Below are 16,838 nucleotides of genomic sequence, written 5' to 3'. Positions count from 1 at the left end.
AGGTTAGTTCAAATTCTGACGAATCAATTTCCACTCACAGTGCTTCTGATTTTCACCGCGAATCCTCAAAATATAAACTCCCTCTTTCATATCCGAAAGAAAATGCATCTTTTGCGTATTTGGGGAGTTCTGACTAAGGGAAACAGGAACCTGCATACCAGCCATATCAAACAATTGAATACTTTTAGGCTCGATATCTCTGTGATAAAGATTTACGGCAGAGCCCGCTCTTGACGGATTGGGATAAGTAAAACAACTTGGCCCACCTGAGGCGTAATAATATGCTTGCTGAGCTAAGACTTTCCTGGTACCATCCCAGTCAATACTTACGATCCTATAGCTTGAATTCCCTTCATATGGGAAATAATCCACATGCTCACGTATGTTTGCAGATAGATTTGCCACAAAAATCCATTCATTATCATCCCTACTTTTTTCAATCAAAATCTGAGAGGTTCTAATTGAGCGATTGGCTTTCCAGCTAAGATTTGCGGCAGTAGCCACGGTTTCTACCTCCAATGTATTCAGCTCAGCGAAAGGATTAGAAGTAATCCCTATTTCAGAACCATTGATCATTTTAAATGTGAAAGAAACAAACTCTGTATTGATATCCTCTATTTGCTGATCCTTAGCAATAACCCAGCTTTCACCATTCGAGAAGTTATCATTATTATCCAGGCTGCAGTCGGCATTATTTCCCGTATAACTTACAATCTGATAAAGTCCGTCGTTCTGCTCGGCAGAGTTCACGGATGCCAGGTACTCTTCTACCTCCTCTCTGGTAAAATAGACTCTGACTTCAAGACTATCCAACGTTTCATTTCCAGCAGATATGTGATAATACCTCGGCAAATAAGCCGTGCCACCACTTGTCATAATAGGCTCTACTCCTTGCTGCTTCAGACTTATCTCTACCTTCCCGAGATCTTGTTCTTCTGCATTTATACTCAATACAATATCTCCATTTTCATTCCGAATATGCTCCCAGCCATTACCCGAAACCTCTTTAGAAGCCACTACATCACACTCTCGTTCTTCAATTCCTAAATAACAATCATTGAGAATCAAGTTCATCTTGACTGGCTGACTTTGACATATGGAATCCAGCTGCATTGTTACATACAAGGTCATAACCGAATCTGACCTGCTGAATGAACTATCAACTAGTTTTTGGGTCAAAAGTGAATCAGTATAAATATTAAATTCCAAACTATCGGGTAACTGAAGCTGCTCCAGACTATCCAGACCACACAGACTATAGGTAGAATCTTCCAGGATATTTGGGGGTGCAGGTAGAACTGTTAAAATCACAGAATCTATAGCACTTTCACAACCGTGAATATCTTCCCAACTGTATAGATAAAAAAGGTCAACACCTGAAGTGAATGATAGACTTTGCTTGTTAATAGCCACCGTATCCTGATCATACCAATTGTAGGTAAATGCTCGTAATACAGGGAGGTCTGGCATCCCATATTGACAAATCGTTTGTTCTAAACGGCCCGGCTTTTCTGGGGCCGGAGAAACACGAATCGAAAACTCTGGCGAACTTCTGGAACATGTACCACCTCTTTCTCCTGCGAGTACAAATCGTAATCTAAAATCTCCTGTGGCCAAACTGTCTGAAGAAACTCTTCCGAAATTGAAGTCAACTGATTCTGCCAATGTTTTCCAGGATCTGCCATTCTGCTTTTGCAATTCAACACTTCTGAGTTTCCCGATGATGACCAAGCCGCTCGTATCAACTTTAAAGTCAGAACCTTGGCAGTACACTTGCTCTGAAATTACTCCGGAAACCTCATTCACGGTCAAAATAGCAGGATTAGAAATGGTACTATCTCCGGTGGAGTCGGTAAGAATCACCCGATACTCGGTCAAATGAGGATTTTCGGATGAACCAATATTTGACACCAACAGGTCTTCTTCAAATTCGTCTGGGATATCAACAAATAAGCTATCTCCGGGCAGCCTTTTTTGCCATTTGAACGTGAAAGGTCTGAATCCTTTGGGCTCTGAAATAAACCTCACAGAGTTACCCTCACAATCTGCCAGACTTTCCAATGGTTCTTTAAACCCAAGTGTACCTATGATTTCTGAAACTACATAGGTTCTTGGGCTCTCGCATTCAAATTCAGAAGTTTGAGAAACCCAGAAATCATATACATCCACTTCAGTAAAACGTGGAGGCGACTGAGGTTCGAAGCTCTTTCCTGTTCTCGACAAATACCAAGTCAGGTTCTCTCCTTTGGCCGTAAAGGTTAGAGTATCTCCTTCAAAAACCGTAGGAGGAGTAGTGTTTTGAGGAGCATCAGGCTCCGGATGAATAGTTATGGTATATTTTGCTTTTTCACTGGCACAACCTTCATCCGATTCCGCTGCAAAATACCATATAAATGTTCCGGCAGTATCTGAACTTACTTTGGGCTGTCGGGTCATCCCCAGATCTTCGTCATTATTTGACAAATACCATCTATCATCAAAAGGTTTGGCATTATAACTGAGAGAACGAGTGGTTTCTCCTTGACAGTAATCTACTGACAGATCTGGTGGTCTTTGAGGATATTCTCCAACCGAGAGTTCTGTTTGATCCGTATTCTCGGTACATTCAAAACCTCCGGTGTTGAACAAAATACTACATCTATATTTTCTGCTATGCCATGGTTGTAGATTTGTAAAAGACAGCTTGCTGGTATTTACTCCGGTAATAAAACCGTCGTTTTCCAAATCTACCCACTCTTTTTCCTGATCATCTCTCACCTGCCATTGATACCCTTTTACGTCCCCAATAATCTCCAAAAATCCGAATAAGTCTATCTCAAAATCCTGGCCTACACAAGCATCTAGATTTGGTAAAGTTCTATTGACCACATTAGCATAAAGCGTGCGAGGGTCGGTGTACAAAATAGAAACAGAATCGCCAACAATACATCGATACTGAGACAAATGAGGATTATCCTTATCCCCAACCGCCGATACTCTCAATGTAGCTTGCTGTGCATTTTTGATGCCATCATCTTCATCGGAGACATTGGTAAATTCCGTTTCACCCGGTCGTTTTCGTTGCCAACGGTAAACCAGATCTCCGGCACCTTCTGCCTTTACCTGGAAGTTCACAGAGTTACCTTCACAGTCATACTGATCATATAACTCTGCCGTTAAAGCTAATTTCGGGTAAACTGTACCAAATACTTTAGTCCTTGGACTTACACACTTATCATCTGACTGACTAACCCAATACGTGTAGTCTCCTACTTCAAAAGCCTTCGGAGCAGAAGCCAAAGTAGAATCAGCATGATCTGCGAAATACCAGGTTAAATTTGAGCCTGATGCCGAGAAAAAGAGTGTATCTGGCTGGATGGCAGAAATTGGGGTAGTACTTACCGGAGCTGGCAGCCCTTCCAAAACCTTTACCGTGGTACTAGCTGTGAATGTGCCACAAGCTCCCGAACATGTTACTGTGTATGTAAGATCAGAACTCGGATAAACAGTTCTTGAGGATTCTGTGCTTCCATCGTTCCAGCTTACAGTACCTCCACATGAACTCGCCACCAAATTGATAGGATTGCCTGCACAAATTGTAGTATCTGAACTCACATTCAGTTTGACCTCATTAGAAGGTCTGATCACCAATGCTACAGACTCCGAGGTGGCTTTATTACAATTGGTTAAATCACAATCATAAATTGCTCGATAATAAATGGTGGCGTGGGTGGTTTCTGAATTGCTCACTCCAGTTACCACATTTGTGAAATCTGTTCCCGAGATATCCTCCCAGAAAGATGATCCCGAGGCTCCGGATTTCAAATTCTGTTGCCATGTTGTCGTACAAGTTCCTGTTCCTCCGGAAATAGATGCAGTGAGGGTAAATGGAGAAGCCGAACAAACAGAATCTGCCGAGGCAGTAACAGTCACTTCAGGGTCATCTACAATCTGAATGGTCACTACATTGGAGTATTTCTCAGCTCCACATTCATCTGTTACTTTCCTTCTGTAACAGGTCGTCTTACTCAGTGTGGAAGGATTAAAGGTACTTCCACTCTCCCCATCAATAGTTGACCAGACTATTTCAGACCCTTCACATGACTCAGACATCTCCCAGCTAACAGTCAATACCCCTTTACCTCCTGAGGGGTCTGTGTTGCTTTGGATGGTAGATGGGTTGTAACCATCACAATTAACAGCAGTAAATTCAACCAAATCTCCCGGAACTAACTCGGGCGAACCAATAACAGTAGTCTCAGAGACTGGACTTGAACATTCTGTATTTTTACAAACAACAGTATAAGTTTGAGCATCGGTAGGTTTGACAATGATAGATGTACTTGTCTCACCAGTACTCCATAGCAGATCTGAGGCACAAAAGCCAGCTGTCAATACAGATGAATCACCAAAGCATATTTGATCCTTAGTGGCTGTTATTCCAGGGGCAGAGATGCCCGGATTTACCGTAATTTTCACTGAATCCTTGACACTAACATCACAACCTTTTACCAAACAAGTCCCTATGAGATATCCCGTCTCATAGGGTGAGTAGTCAAAAGTACTTCCAGTCTGCCCATTATTCCAGGTCAATGTGCCATTGCAACCAGAAGCCGTAATTTTCACAACTTCTTCTTCACAAATCTCAGTCTTGTCAGATAAAACAGAGAGTGCTACTTGCGGTGCAATCACCACTGCTACAGACTCCGAGGTGGCTTTATTACAATTGGTCAAATCACAATCATAAATCGCTCGGTAATAAATGGTGGCGTGGGTGGTTTCTGAATTGCTCACTCCAGTTATCACATTTGTGAAGTCTGACCCTGAGATATCCTCCCAGAAAGATGATCCCGAGGCTCCCGATTTTAAGTTTTGTTGCCATGTCGTAGTACAAGTTCCTGTTCCTCCCGAAATAGCAGCCGTCAGTGTAAATGGTGAAGCCGAACAAACAGAATCAGCCGAGGCAGTAACAGTCACTTCAGGATCATCTACAATTTGAATAGTCACAACATTGGAGTATTTCTCTGCTCCACATTCATCTATAACTTTCCTTCTGTAACAGGTCGTCTTACTCAGTGTGGAAGGATTAAAGGTGTTTCCACTCTCCCCATCTATAGTTGACCATACAATATCAGACCCATCACATGACTCAGACATCTCCCAGCTTACAGTCAATTCCCCTTTGCCTCCTGAAGGGTCTGTAGTACTTTGAATGGTAGGAGGATTATAACCGGAGCAATTAACCTCCGTGGTTCCAGAGATTTGACCGGCCTGTAATTCCGGATACCCTATTATCGTTACAGAATCTGCCGGCGGACTAGTACAGCCATTTTGACTACATTCGGCAGAATACTTTGTACTGGCAGTTGGCTGTACACTAATTTGCGAACTAGTCTCATTTGTACTCCAAAGTATACTTCCTGAGCAACCTGTTAAAGTCAATTCTGCCGTTTCGCCGAAGCACAGTTCCGTTTTAGTGGCTGTAATTAAAGGTTTTGCCAGACCTGGCTTGACGGTAATCACTATTGAATTGATAGCCGTTTTCTCACAGCCTTCATTCTCGCATTTGGCTGAATAGGTCGTTGTAACAGTTGGATTAACACTAATTATATTCCCTGTTTGACTATCTGACCAAGTGACTGTTCCGTTGCAACCCGTTGCTGTCAATTGCGTAGTTTCTCCTGAGCATATCTCAGCTGTACCAGATAATGTTGTTTCTGTAACTTCAATGACGTCAAGCTTCCCTTGATCTGAGGTTTCTACACATGTTCCACCTCCCGGGTTTGAGAAGGTTAGTTTAACCCGGTAATACGTATCATCATCCGATAGGCTTGCTGAATTGATAACATAGTTGGCCGTGGAACCCGAGTTTGCGATATCCCATGGCCCGGAGGTTCCAACTCTCTTTTGCCACTCATAATTGGTGATATTCCCAGTGGGTGAAGGAGGTTCAAAGGTTACCAAGTCACCCTCACATGCTGTTTGGTTATCTAGATTCTCCGTAAACTCATTCACAAATAGTTCAGCCTCATCAGACATATTTTGACAAGTACCCGTACCCAAAAGCATTCGGTAATTAGTCCCCTCAGGGTTTGAAGAGTTCCCGATAGAACCAACCCGTAATTCAGTATCTGTCTCTCCTGTGATATTCTGCCATGTACCTTCAGGAAGTTTTATTTGCCATTGTCTTGCCAAATTGATATCCGCAGGAATAGCCTCAAAATAAACGACATTGCCCTTGCAATTCGTCTGATCAGTTGGCTGAGTTGAAAATGACGGTAAAGGTTCACTACCTACCACTACGTTTGCGGTGGCTGTACAACTATTCGCATCTTGCAGAGTGACCGTGTAAGTCCCGGAGTCAAGCCCCGTAAAACTGGAAACTGTCCCAAAAGAAACATCATTCAACTTAAAACTGTAAGGGATATTTGATGTTCCTGGCGTCAATTCAAAGGCACCATCATTGGCAGACTCACAGCTTTCATTGGTAATTGATGTACTTACCGAAGGAGCTTCATTGACACTTAATTCTACCGGAGTACGATCTGTTTCACAGCTAATTAATCCGAAGGTTTTAGTTTCCGTCAAATAGACTGTTTGACTAGCCCCTATATTCAAAACTTCATAGGAATTTCCAGTGACTAGGCTAACTGTTGCGTTTGGTGAGGCATACCATTTTAGTTCAGTTCCAGTCTCTGTATTTTGGGCAGTTCCATTGATAGTTACCGACTCCCCTTCACAAAACTCATATGGGACATTCTCACCACTTATGGCCGCTGACGGTGCATTTGAGAGACTTTGACCTATGGAAGTAATATTTACTGATTGTTGACCTTCGCAATTACTTGATTTAACCTTGACATAATAAGTACCTGCACCATCACCAGTGTACTCTTTGTTGGTTGCTCCCGCAATATCTTCAGTTCCTTTTCCCCATTGATAAGTATATGTACCTGTGCCTCCCAAAGGATTTGCTGTAAAAAAGATGGTACTATTCAAAACTCCATATTGACAAACTTGAGATTCAGAACTGGAGACAGAAACAGTCAAAGCCGGCGTAAAGCTAACCTCAATTTTAGCCCTGCTACTTTCGCAATTTTCAGGACCGGATTGAGATACATAATAACTCAATGTAGAAGTGCCATTTGTAGGTGGAGTGGGTGCGGTAGAACTAGCTGTACCACCCGAGGCGTCTGTACCATACCAATTAAGCGTATGGTTTGTTAAAGCCTCTGCTTCAATTGGCCCGGCGGTAGAATTTTGACAAAATGCGGTATCAGAAACTACTGGTGCTAAAGGCAAAGCATTCACTGTAATGATTGCTTCAGCAGAAGTAGAATCTCCACAATCTCCACTTACAACACAGGTAATTTTAGCATTATGATCACTCGATGAAAGGTTTTCAAGTTCTAGAGTAGCGGCATTTGTACCAATATTTACACCATCCTTTTTCCACTGATAACTTAATGTCCCATGCCCGGTGGCTGTTACTGAGAAACTGGCATTTGCTCCTTCACAAACCTCCACATTTTGTGGCTGGGATGAGATTTTGGTTTTAGGATTCACCGTAACCACGGCCGATGAAGAGTTTATAGTACCACACTCGGCTGTAGCTCTGACCTGGTAAGTACCAGCCTCAGAAAGCTCTATTTCTGCAATTGTTAGATCAGAAGATGTTTCACTCGTAAGTAATCCCGAATCCTTATACCAAGCATAGGTAACTGTTCCTTCTCCCGTAGCTAAACTTGTCAGATTTAAGTTCTCTCCTTCACAAATACGCAGAGAAGAGATATCTGTAGTAAAAATGGTATTTTCTTTTACTCTCAGCGGAATAGAATAAGGTAAAGACTCACACCTGGAAGTCGTATTATACAGAACAAGAGAAAACGTGTAATCCCCACTATTTTTAGCAGAAGGTAAGCTAATACTTAAGTTTGCCCCCGAAATAAATCCAGACTGAGAAACGAAGCCAGCTAGAGTACCAGAAGAAAGACTAATACTGAAGCTATCTGCCGCCGTAATACTGCTTAACGGTATCGTAAAAGTATTTTCTGAAGGACATATGGCAGAAACGCTTCCAACGGTAGCAGAAGGAAGAGGGTTAACCTTGGCGATGACCTCGGTAAAGTCGCTCGGACAATCCTCCGCGTCTGTAACGTTTACAAAATACTTGGTGGTAGTTGAAAGCGAAGGTGTATCATAACTTTCTCCTTCAGCCAAAGATGAGGCCGTGCTATCTGCATGCCAGTTATAGGTACCTCTACTTGTCTCATCAATATTTAATGTCATGGTTCCTGAACCGCAAACACTGTCGCCGGCAATTATAGGTGCATCTGGTCTTGCATTCACAGTGTATCCACTTCTAGACCTGCCATACTCACAGGTAATATTACTTACTGTCCCATTGGCATTCATGATGGTGGCATTATACTGCACGGTTAGGAAAACCTCATTTAATCCTCCGGGTATCTTTGAGACCGTCACTTCATCATCAGTATTGGTTGAGAGTGTTGGGCTTAATGAATTATTGGAGGCATCTTCAAAAGTCCATTCAAAAGAAGATGCTGTACCTGTAAGCGTGGCAGAAAATGTACCCGACTCACCTTCACAGAATTCAGTACCAGTGGTCGGTCTAATGGTACTCATGTAATTCACAAATAAGCTAGCAGCTTGGGATGTATTTTCACAGCCTTGTGCATCTGTAACTTTGACACGATAATTATAAAGATGATTTGCAGTATTTAAATCAGTAACACTCAAGATATTTGTAGATCCACCGGAGTGTCTTGCCCCTAAGCTCGATGTGAAAGCCCCACCATCAGATTTCTCCCATGTGTAGGTGGCAAAACCTGCATTGGTATAAAAACTGACATCCTCATCATAACATTGAATCTGGTTCTGCGGCTGCACAGTAAACTGCGGCCGCTGAGCATCCACAAAGAACTCATTGCTGTATTGTAGCCCGTTTATGTTATCCAGACGGATTCTATAATTATTACTCAAAGTATAATTTGGAAGAGCTATACTAATTGAACCACTCGTAGCACTACCAGAAACACCACCGTAATCACTCCATGAGCCAGTATTACCATCTTGTATTTCTAGTTGATAGGTATCTGCGTTTGCTGTAGTAGCATTAATTGTAGCTGTGGAGCCATAACAAACAAAACCACCTTGAAGGGCAGGTTGAGAATTGAAGGATGGATTTTGAGCTTGCGTCCAATGAGTAAGGAACAATATCAGAACAAAGCTGTAGAGTATTTTCATATTTAGGTGCTTCGGAGGGGTTTACCGAACTCCTAAAATACTATACTCGTAATTCACAAAAAAATCTGGCTGTATTTCACAACCAGACTTTAACCTAACCCTAACCTTTATGAAGATAACCTATTTTTTGTATTCCAGCTCACTCCCTCTATTGTGTGAAATGGAGTGTAGCAATCTTTTGGAAATCACAACCAACAAAACGACAGACCCTAAAACCGCTAAGATTCTCAAGAAAGCAGACAGCAATTCTATTGTTTTCATTTTTGTAGTATTTATTCACTCATCAAATTTCATTAATCACCTCAATAGGTTTTAGCGTAAAAACACCCTTTTCTCTTACGGAATACTCGCGACTATTGCACTCTACAAAATGTGCTTTCCCGAAAAATAAAAATTGAAAAAATTAAACCACCATTTGGCTTGTCTAAGTCCTCGAATTAGCCTATCTTCACAATGTACAGTTTATAAAGCTTGCAAAAAGCAAAATGGTTTAAGGCAAAACCCATCTCGTCCAGAGGTGGGTTTTCTTTTTGCCCTCCAAGCTTCCGGCCAAATCCACTCTCGACTTTCCAAGTGTTGTCTATTTGAAGAATCAATTGCATATTGAACAAAATTCAACCCTATAACCTATGAAAAGAAGAACCTTTGTACAATCAACCGCGGCATTTGCCGCTTCAGCCAGTCTAGGCTCCTTATGGTCATGTGCTGGTGAAACAGAAACTCAAAGCACCCTTAAAGTGAAAAACTGGGCAGGTAATCTCACTTACAGCACTGGTAATGTTAGTCATCCTGAGAGCATTGCCGAGCTTCAGCAATTAATCAGAGAGCAAGAAAAGTTGAGAGCCCTTGGCACACAACATTGCTTCAATACCATTGCTGATAGCAAACATGCATTATTATCACAATTGAAACGTCAGAAGACCATTTCGATAGATAAAGAAAAAATACAGGTGCAAATTGAGGCCGGCACACGTTATGGAGACTTTTGCAAAGCGATAACCGAAGAGGGGTTCGCCCTGAAAAATCTGGCTTCATTACCCCACATTTCTGCTGCCGGAGCAGCCGCTACCAGTACACATGGCAGTGGGGTCAATAATGGCAGCCTTGCTACAGAAATAGCAGCATATGAAATCATAAAAGCTGACGGCGATATCGTTAAAATCTCCAAAGAAACTGACCCCGAGACGTTTAACGCTTTGGCAGTACACCTTGGCTGTTTTGGTGTAATATCTACGGTAACTCTTGATCTGGTTCCTGCCTATGAAGTAGAGCAAAGGGTTTATAGAAACCTTCCAATGGATGCCCTGGAAACACATTTTGACGAAATTATGGGAGCAGGCTACAGTGTCAGTTTGTTTACCGATTGGCAAAATCAAAACATAAATCAGGTTTGGATAAAGAGTCGTACTGATGAGGCTGCTATAATGCAGGATCCCGAGTTTTTCGGGGCAAAACTGGCAGAGAAAAATATGCACCCTATAGATACCGAATCATCAGAAAACTGTACAGATCAAATGGGAGTGGCAGGCCCTTGGTATGATAGACTTCCACATTTCAAGATGGATTTTATGCCAAGCAAAGGCGATGAACTACAGGCCGAATTTTTTGTCCCATATGAAGACGCCTATAAAGCTATTAGAGTTCTGGAACGTATGCATGCTGATATAGCTCCTCACCTGTTCATCACTGAAATCAGGAGTATTGCTGAGGACAGCATTTGGATGAGCCCTTTCAATGGTCAGAAAAGTATTGCTATTCATTTTACACTAAAACCTCATAAAGAGGTACAAACCACTTTATTGCCAAAAATAGAAGCGGCCTTACAGCCTTTCAATGTAAAACCACACTGGGGCAAACTATTTACCATGGCACCAAAAACACTGCAATCAAAGTATAACCGACTCAATGACTTTAAAGCTTTGGTGGCGGAGTATGACCCAAAGGGCAAATTCAGAAACGAATTCATTGATAAAAACCTTTACAGTTAAGTCTTATGTTTTCAAAAAGTACACTCAAATATGGTCTGATAGGTGGGCTCATCGTCAGTTTAGTTCTGGCCATCTCCACTCCTTTCAATATTGACACGGAGGCTTCTCTCGGTCTGTCACAGACCATAGGTTATGCCAGTATGATAGTGGCTCTCTCCTTCATTTATTTTGGGGTAAGAGATCTCAAAAACAAAGAATTCCATGGAGATATTGGTTTCAAGAAAGCTTTAAGATCCGGTGTAGCCATGGCAGTTATTATATCGCTGATGTACACCATCACCTGGATGATTATTAGTGGAATATACCCTGAAGCTGTAGACGGCATAGCTGATATGTACATTGATGAAATCAATGCGAAGGACATCACCGATAGCCAGAAGCAAGAAGAAATTGCTGAGGTAAATAAAATGATGGAGAACTATGAAAACCCCATATTCAAGTTCGGCATCACCTTAATGGAGATTCTTCCTATCGGCTTATTAGTAGCTTTAGCAACAGCCATTATTTTAAGAACTAAAGGACAATCAGACTAGAGTTTATATGCTCAAACTGATCTATATTCTGGGATTTATCAATCTCTACCCTAACCCAAAAATTGAAGTATCGGCCATCAAAACCTCTATTTCTGAGGGGAATGATTCCATATATATTCAGGGCTTGGATAATCGACTGCGTATTGAAATCCCTGGAGAGGAGAAGGCTGAATTTGAGTATCACCTTAAAGGTTTTGATACCCAAACCTATCATTCTGAATTCCCTGTGGTGGCATATACTAATATACCCGGTGGGCAATACAATTTCCGTTATCGCTTCAATCAGGAATCCTGGCGTACCATCTCTGTAGAAGTCATGGAAGCCTTTTGGCAAAAATGGTGGTTTTGGCCAGTCTTGTTCTTGTATGTATTGCTTCTGGTTGGGGTCGGTTTATTTCTCTTCTTCCAGTATAATTTCAGACAAAAACTGAAGGTGGAACACCTTAGAAATAAAATAGCGGCAGACCTGCATGATGAAGTGGGGTCAAACCTGAGCAGTATAGCCATTTACACTCAGGTGCTTCGCAAAAAACTGGGTAAAGCTCAGCCTGAGCTAGATCAAATCCTGAACAAGATCACAGACAATTCAAAAGAATCTGTGAATCTGATGCAGGATACCGTCTGGACGCTTAATCCCACGAATGACGATACGGAGCATTTGATTCATCGCCTTGGGTCATTTGCCCGGGAGTTGCTGGCTGCACAAAACGTCAGTTATTCTGAACATATTGAGATTGATCTCCAAAAAATCAAACTCGATATGGAAAGGCGTAAAAATCTCTACCTTATACTGAAAGAAGCTGTAAATAATGCCGCCAAATATGCTGATGCCAGTAAAGTTGTTTTGAGAGTTATGGAACAAAAGTCGCGAGTAACCTTTGAAATAAGTGATGACGGTGTTGGTTTTAATCAAGCTGAGGTAAATGAAGGTAATGGGCTTCATAATTACTACAAGAGAGCTGAGGAGTCAGATTTTGAAGTCAATGTACAGTCTGAAAATAATATAGGAACCAAGATTAGTGTAACCATTTAATAAAGCCTCCCTAGATTTAGGGATACCCCTGAAGTATCTTAATTCTCAACTTTGAAGAAAAAAAAGAGATGCAAGCAGCAGCGAAAATAAGAACCAAATCCCCTCATCTGAGAATTCATACAGATATGATTAGAACAGTACTTTTTGAAGACAATAAAAATCTCAGAGAAAGTCTTTCTCTCTACCTCGCTGCTTCTGAAGGGCTTTTCCTCACGGGCACATATGAAGATGCCAGAGATGCTGTTAAAATTGTACAACAAAAGAAGCCTGACGTCATCTTAATGGACATTGAGATGCCGCATCTCTCGGGCATACAAGCCACAATCAATATCAAAAAGGCATTCCCGGAAGCGAAGGTCTTGATTCAAACAGTTTTTGAGGCAGATGACAAGGTTTTTCAAGCACTTTGTGCAGGTGCAAGCGGCTACATTCTTAAAAATCCAGATCCGGAAAAGTATGTTCAAGCCATAAAGGAAGTTTATGACGGAGGATCTCATTTAAGCCCGAGTATTGCAGGTAAGGTCTTAAAAATGTTTCAGAATTCACTGGTTCAGAAACAAGAAAGCTATGTAGAGCTGACCAACAGAGAAAAAGATGTATTGGGCTGCCTGGTCAAAGGTATGAGCTATAAAATGATAGCTGAGAGCTGCGGAATCAGCTACTCAACGGTTAATACTCACATGAAACATATTTATGAGAAATTACACGTAAACTCAGCTCCCGAAGCAGTGGTAAAGGCGATAGAAATGAGATTAGTGTAACTTTTGCTTACCTAGTTTATAGACCATAATAAACCAAAGAACTAAATGGACATAATCGAAAATATTACCAATTATACCCATCAGAAACGCACCATCATCAGATATCTCGACCATATAACCCCAAAAGATTCCAAAAAGAACCATATAACCTGAGGTGAACATGAGGGCGATATTAAACCAAAAAAGTGGTGTATTTCTAAGTTCCCCTGTTCGGGTATTCTTGATGAGTTGTCGATGTAAAATGATGCTAAACAAAAAGAAGATTCCAAATTTAACCGGAGAAAGAATAGGAGAACGAAGGTAGTTTTCATTGTATAAACCTGTGACCACTATCCCAATTAAAAGCAAAGGAATTAGGCCCAGAACAATCCATTTCACTCTCTTATTATCAATAAAATAATAAAAGACAAGGGCCTCAAAAACAGTAGAAAAGAATAAATACAAATGATTTCTAAAGAAATCGTTTTCAAGACCATACCACTGAGTTATATAGCCGGTATTTTCGAAAAAAGCACAGATAGCAATGAGCCAAAAAATCCTACGAAATCCACCATTAAAAGATTTGATGTTAACCAGAGCATAGACGAATAAGAGGAGGTAAACCACTTGGGTAGCAAAACCCAAATTCAGATAGAGGTAATAGAGAGTCTCTGAATATAACAGCATTAGTAAAGCATTAGAAATCAAATATGCAGAATATGTACAAAGTAACCAAAGTAGTATTAATTGGTATGGCAGTGGCCCTTAGCTCCTGCTGCAAAACCGAAAAAAGATTCAAAGGGCAGGCCCTGCTTGATTCTTTAAATGCCGGCACTAAAGATTATGGATCACCTGAAGTTAATCAGGCCAAAATCAGGCAATTGAACTATCAAAAAGAGTTTAATCTTGGAGAAGATAATGGGGTGGTAATTCAAAAAGACTTCCTTACCAGCGGAGTGAATGGTTTTACTGAGGACGGAATAAATATGCCCTTAGACTCTTCTAACTATGATCGATGGGACTTCCTGGTAGTTTACCCGGGTTTAGAAATCAGAGGAGAAGAGAAAGCTTTAAAACCTGTAGTTTTATATTATAAAGGAGAATTAAACGGACGTGGTATTCTTACACCATCAGGTGACCCTGTTTTAGTACCCGGGCCTGGTGGCGGCGGTGGACCTGGACATCCTCATAACACTACTCCCCCACCTCACTAATTGACAAAAAATGACGATTAATAAGATTTTAATAGCACTGCTGATTCCGGTATCAGCAGTGCTTTCAGGCTGTGACGGGTGTACAAACGATAAGGATCCTTTAGAAACACTTATTAGCTCCTATGCAATAGACCTCGAAGCTATACCTCAAAGAGGGAATACCTCCTGCTGGGCAGCATCTTTAGAAATGCTCAATTTCCTTCCAGATAGTACATTAAATAGTACTTCAGCAAAGAGAGTAGGATCAGATTCACTGCTTAATTGGCTCCATAAAGAAGGCTACCAAAAAAGCGATTTGACAGGAAAGTCTGCTATATCATGGGAGAAAATCAAAGATGAACTAAAGAATGACCATGCTATTATAGCCTATAAATATTTTGACCATTCTCTGGCTCATGTTTTTGTAATCCGAGGCTTTTTAGAAACCAATGAGGGTCAAAAACGCTGGTTGATGGTCAATGATCCATACCCTGTGAATGTATCAAAAGTTGCTTTTGTTGATTTCGATAGCTTCGCTTTAACCTATCAGGATGAAGACATTTATATAGATAAACCTTACCAATCTAGTTCTGGTGGTTCTGTTGTAAATGAAAAAGAAGTCAATATTTATTCAAAACACTCTATCACCACAAACAATCAAGATAATTACAGTACCGCTCCTCTACTAACAAAAAATCGTTATCATAATCTACGTTATCGCCATTTGAAGAAAAACGTTAATCAAGTTACTCAAGTACTAAGTAAGATTGACACACTGCTCTTCGAATACTTAGGTATTCAAAACACCAACCCGAAAGAGTTCAGCTTTGAGGAACACCCAATTTATGAATTCAATTACTTCAAAAATATCACTGAATTTAAAGGTCAGGCCTATGAACTCGACACCAACTATCTTTTTGATAAGAACACCATCATTCCATTAATTATTGAAATGGGTACAGATAGTGATTCTCTAAGCCTGGTTTTAGAGAGAAAAGGCAAGAACTTTTATGCCACTCGCTTTGAAAAATACCAAAACTCATTGTACTACACATGGTCAAAGGTTATTGGAGACGCCCAACTGTTAGCGTCCTACCTATCAGCTAAGCAAAACTCGATTTCAAGGACCATGGACTATGATAACACCAGTTCTGAAAGTGGTCTCATCACAAACATCTCTGTGCTGCCGATGCACGGCGGTCAGGTTTTTGGAATGCAGATGAAAGGTATCAATGGAATTGTAGTGGCTGACCCTTTTCACCAACTTAAACTAAAGCCAAATCGACGAGCATTATTCAGAGGGCCAAACGGCACACATTTTTACCGCATGAGCGATATCGACTTCCCCGGACCCTTTGATCCTGACCCTGACAGAGGCGATAAACCGACCCGTTTTTATACAAACAGAGATGGTGTTATTATAGAAAACATTGAAAAAGACCCTGTAAACTCAGATGGTGGTCAAAACGGAGGAACTTCTGGAAACGGCACTGGCAAAGGTGATCCTAATGATAAAGAAGACCCTAAAGATCCAAACTCGGGAAATCCAAGGCCAGCAAAACCTGGTTCAGGCAAGTATTTCCCTGAGAATAAGCCCGGAAAAGTACAGCTTAATGGTGAACTCCAAAAAATAGAAAAGCCTTAAATATTTCTAGAAATAGGGATTTACCCGGGATACATTTTCATAGACTTTTGAAGAAACAATCAATCTTTCAATAGTCATGAATAATTTCTCAGACAAACTCCTCTTCATAGGTGCCAGAACGTCTATTTGTCCATCAAAAATAGTCTTTCTGGAGGCCGATGTAAATTACACCAACATCCACTATCAAAATGGCAAAAGTCAAACTTTATCAGTTACGCTCAAAAGAGTTCTTGAAGCCATAGAAAACGAGGGAAACTACCTCAGAATCAGCAGCAAACATGCCGTGAACAGAAGCTACATCAAAGCGGTAAAAGATGATGTAGTTAAGGTGAAAGGGGGGAAAGAACTAAGAGCATCAAGAAGAAGAAGAAAACTACTTACCGCGGTTAGTTTGCTACATTAAAATTGAAGTATAAAATAAAGAATTGAAAATAAAAAAGACTGCAAAATCATCTCTTGC

At 41.0% G+C, this 16,838-nt stretch carries 9 protein-coding genes; 7 read left to right on the top strand and 2 right to left on the bottom strand.

The features are described from left to right. Positions 1–3 precede the first annotated feature (3 nt). Positions 4–9,246: an Ig-like domain-containing protein gene (locus tag ACUXV0_RS16885; RefSeq protein WP_446190751.1), complete on the bottom strand. Its 9,243-nt coding sequence runs from the start codon at positions 9,244–9,246 to the stop codon at positions 4–6. 629 nt (positions 9,247–9,875) lie between these two features. Here ACUXV0_RS16885 and ACUXV0_RS16880 point away from each other — a divergent pair. From ACUXV0_RS16880 to ACUXV0_RS16865, 4 genes are all read left to right on the top strand, one after another. Beyond that, complete coding sequence (locus ACUXV0_RS16880) at positions 9,876–11,234, top strand: D-arabinono-1,4-lactone oxidase (protein WP_446190750.1); 1,359 nt, start codon at positions 9,876–9,878, stop codon at positions 11,232–11,234. Positions 11,235–11,239: 5 nt separating this feature from the next. After that, positions 11,240–11,767, top strand: a complete 528-nt coding sequence (locus tag ACUXV0_RS16875; protein WP_446190749.1) for a DUF4199 domain-containing protein — start codon at positions 11,240–11,242, stop codon at positions 11,765–11,767. A gap of 7 nt (positions 11,768–11,774) precedes the next feature. Further along, the gene (locus ACUXV0_RS16870; protein WP_446190748.1) at positions 11,775–12,800 is read left to right on the top strand and encodes a sensor histidine kinase; all 1,026 of its coding nucleotides are present in this window, start codon (positions 11,775–11,777) and stop codon (positions 12,798–12,800) included. 125 nt (positions 12,801–12,925) lie between these two features. After that, positions 12,926–13,561 (top strand): response regulator transcription factor, encoded by a 636-nt coding sequence (locus tag ACUXV0_RS16865; RefSeq protein ID WP_446190747.1) that lies wholly within the window; start codon positions 12,926–12,928, stop codon positions 13,559–13,561. On the opposite strand, the gene ACUXV0_RS16860 is transcribed toward ACUXV0_RS16865, so the two are convergent. Further along, positions 13,553–14,227 (bottom strand): hypothetical protein, encoded by a 675-nt coding sequence (locus ACUXV0_RS16860; RefSeq protein WP_446190746.1) that lies wholly within the window; start codon positions 14,225–14,227, stop codon positions 13,553–13,555. The genes ACUXV0_RS16865 and ACUXV0_RS16860 overlap by 9 nt on opposite strands. A 32-nt stretch (positions 14,228–14,259) precedes the next feature. On the opposite strand from ACUXV0_RS16860, the gene ACUXV0_RS16855 reads away from it, so the two are divergent. The 3 genes from ACUXV0_RS16855 (at position 14,260) to ACUXV0_RS16845 (ending at position 16,781) form a co-directional block, all read left to right on the top strand. After that, positions 14,260–14,754 carry a hypothetical protein gene (locus tag ACUXV0_RS16855; RefSeq protein ID WP_446190745.1) on the top strand — a complete coding sequence of 165 codons (495 nt, stop codon included), beginning with the start codon at positions 14,260–14,262 and terminating at the stop codon, positions 14,752–14,754. A gap of 10 nt (positions 14,755–14,764) precedes the next feature. Further along, positions 14,765–16,378 carry a hypothetical protein gene (locus ACUXV0_RS16850; protein ID WP_446190744.1) on the top strand — a complete coding sequence of 538 codons (1,614 nt, stop codon included), beginning with the start codon at positions 14,765–14,767 and terminating at the stop codon, positions 16,376–16,378. A 76-nt stretch (positions 16,379–16,454) separates the two neighbouring features. Continuing rightward, the gene (locus ACUXV0_RS16845) at positions 16,455–16,781 is read left to right on the top strand and encodes a LytTR family transcriptional regulator DNA-binding domain-containing protein (RefSeq protein WP_446190743.1); all 327 of its coding nucleotides are present in this window, start codon (positions 16,455–16,457) and stop codon (positions 16,779–16,781) included. Positions 16,782–16,838: the final 57 nt, after the last annotated feature.

The sequence above is a fragment of the Jiulongibacter sp. NS-SX5 genome, from assembly GCF_052828545.1.
Note: the sequence above shows the minus strand (reverse complement) of the source record. Positions and strands in the feature narration are given on the sequence as shown.

Coding starts and splice junctions, on each gene's coding strand:
- ACUXV0_RS16885 (WP_446190751.1), bottom strand. CDS start 9,246: ATGAAAATACTCTACAGCTTTGTTCTGATATTGTTCCTTACTCATTGG.
- ACUXV0_RS16880 (WP_446190750.1), top strand. CDS start 9,876: ATGAAAAGAAGAACCTTTGTACAATCAACCGCGGCATTTGCCGCTTCA.
- ACUXV0_RS16875 (WP_446190749.1), top strand. CDS start 11,240: ATGTTTTCAAAAAGTACACTCAAATATGGTCTGATAGGTGGGCTCATC.
- ACUXV0_RS16870 (WP_446190748.1), top strand. CDS start 11,775: ATGCTCAAACTGATCTATATTCTGGGATTTATCAATCTCTACCCTAAC.
- ACUXV0_RS16865 (WP_446190747.1), top strand. CDS start 12,926: ATGATTAGAACAGTACTTTTTGAAGACAATAAAAATCTCAGAGAAAGT.
- ACUXV0_RS16860 (WP_446190746.1), bottom strand. CDS start 14,227: ATGCTGTTATATTCAGAGACTCTCTATTACCTCTATCTGAATTTGGGT.
- ACUXV0_RS16855 (WP_446190745.1), top strand. CDS start 14,260: ATGTACAAAGTAACCAAAGTAGTATTAATTGGTATGGCAGTGGCCCTT.
- ACUXV0_RS16850 (WP_446190744.1), top strand. CDS start 14,765: ATGACGATTAATAAGATTTTAATAGCACTGCTGATTCCGGTATCAGCA.
- ACUXV0_RS16845 (WP_446190743.1), top strand. CDS start 16,455: ATGAATAATTTCTCAGACAAACTCCTCTTCATAGGTGCCAGAACGTCT.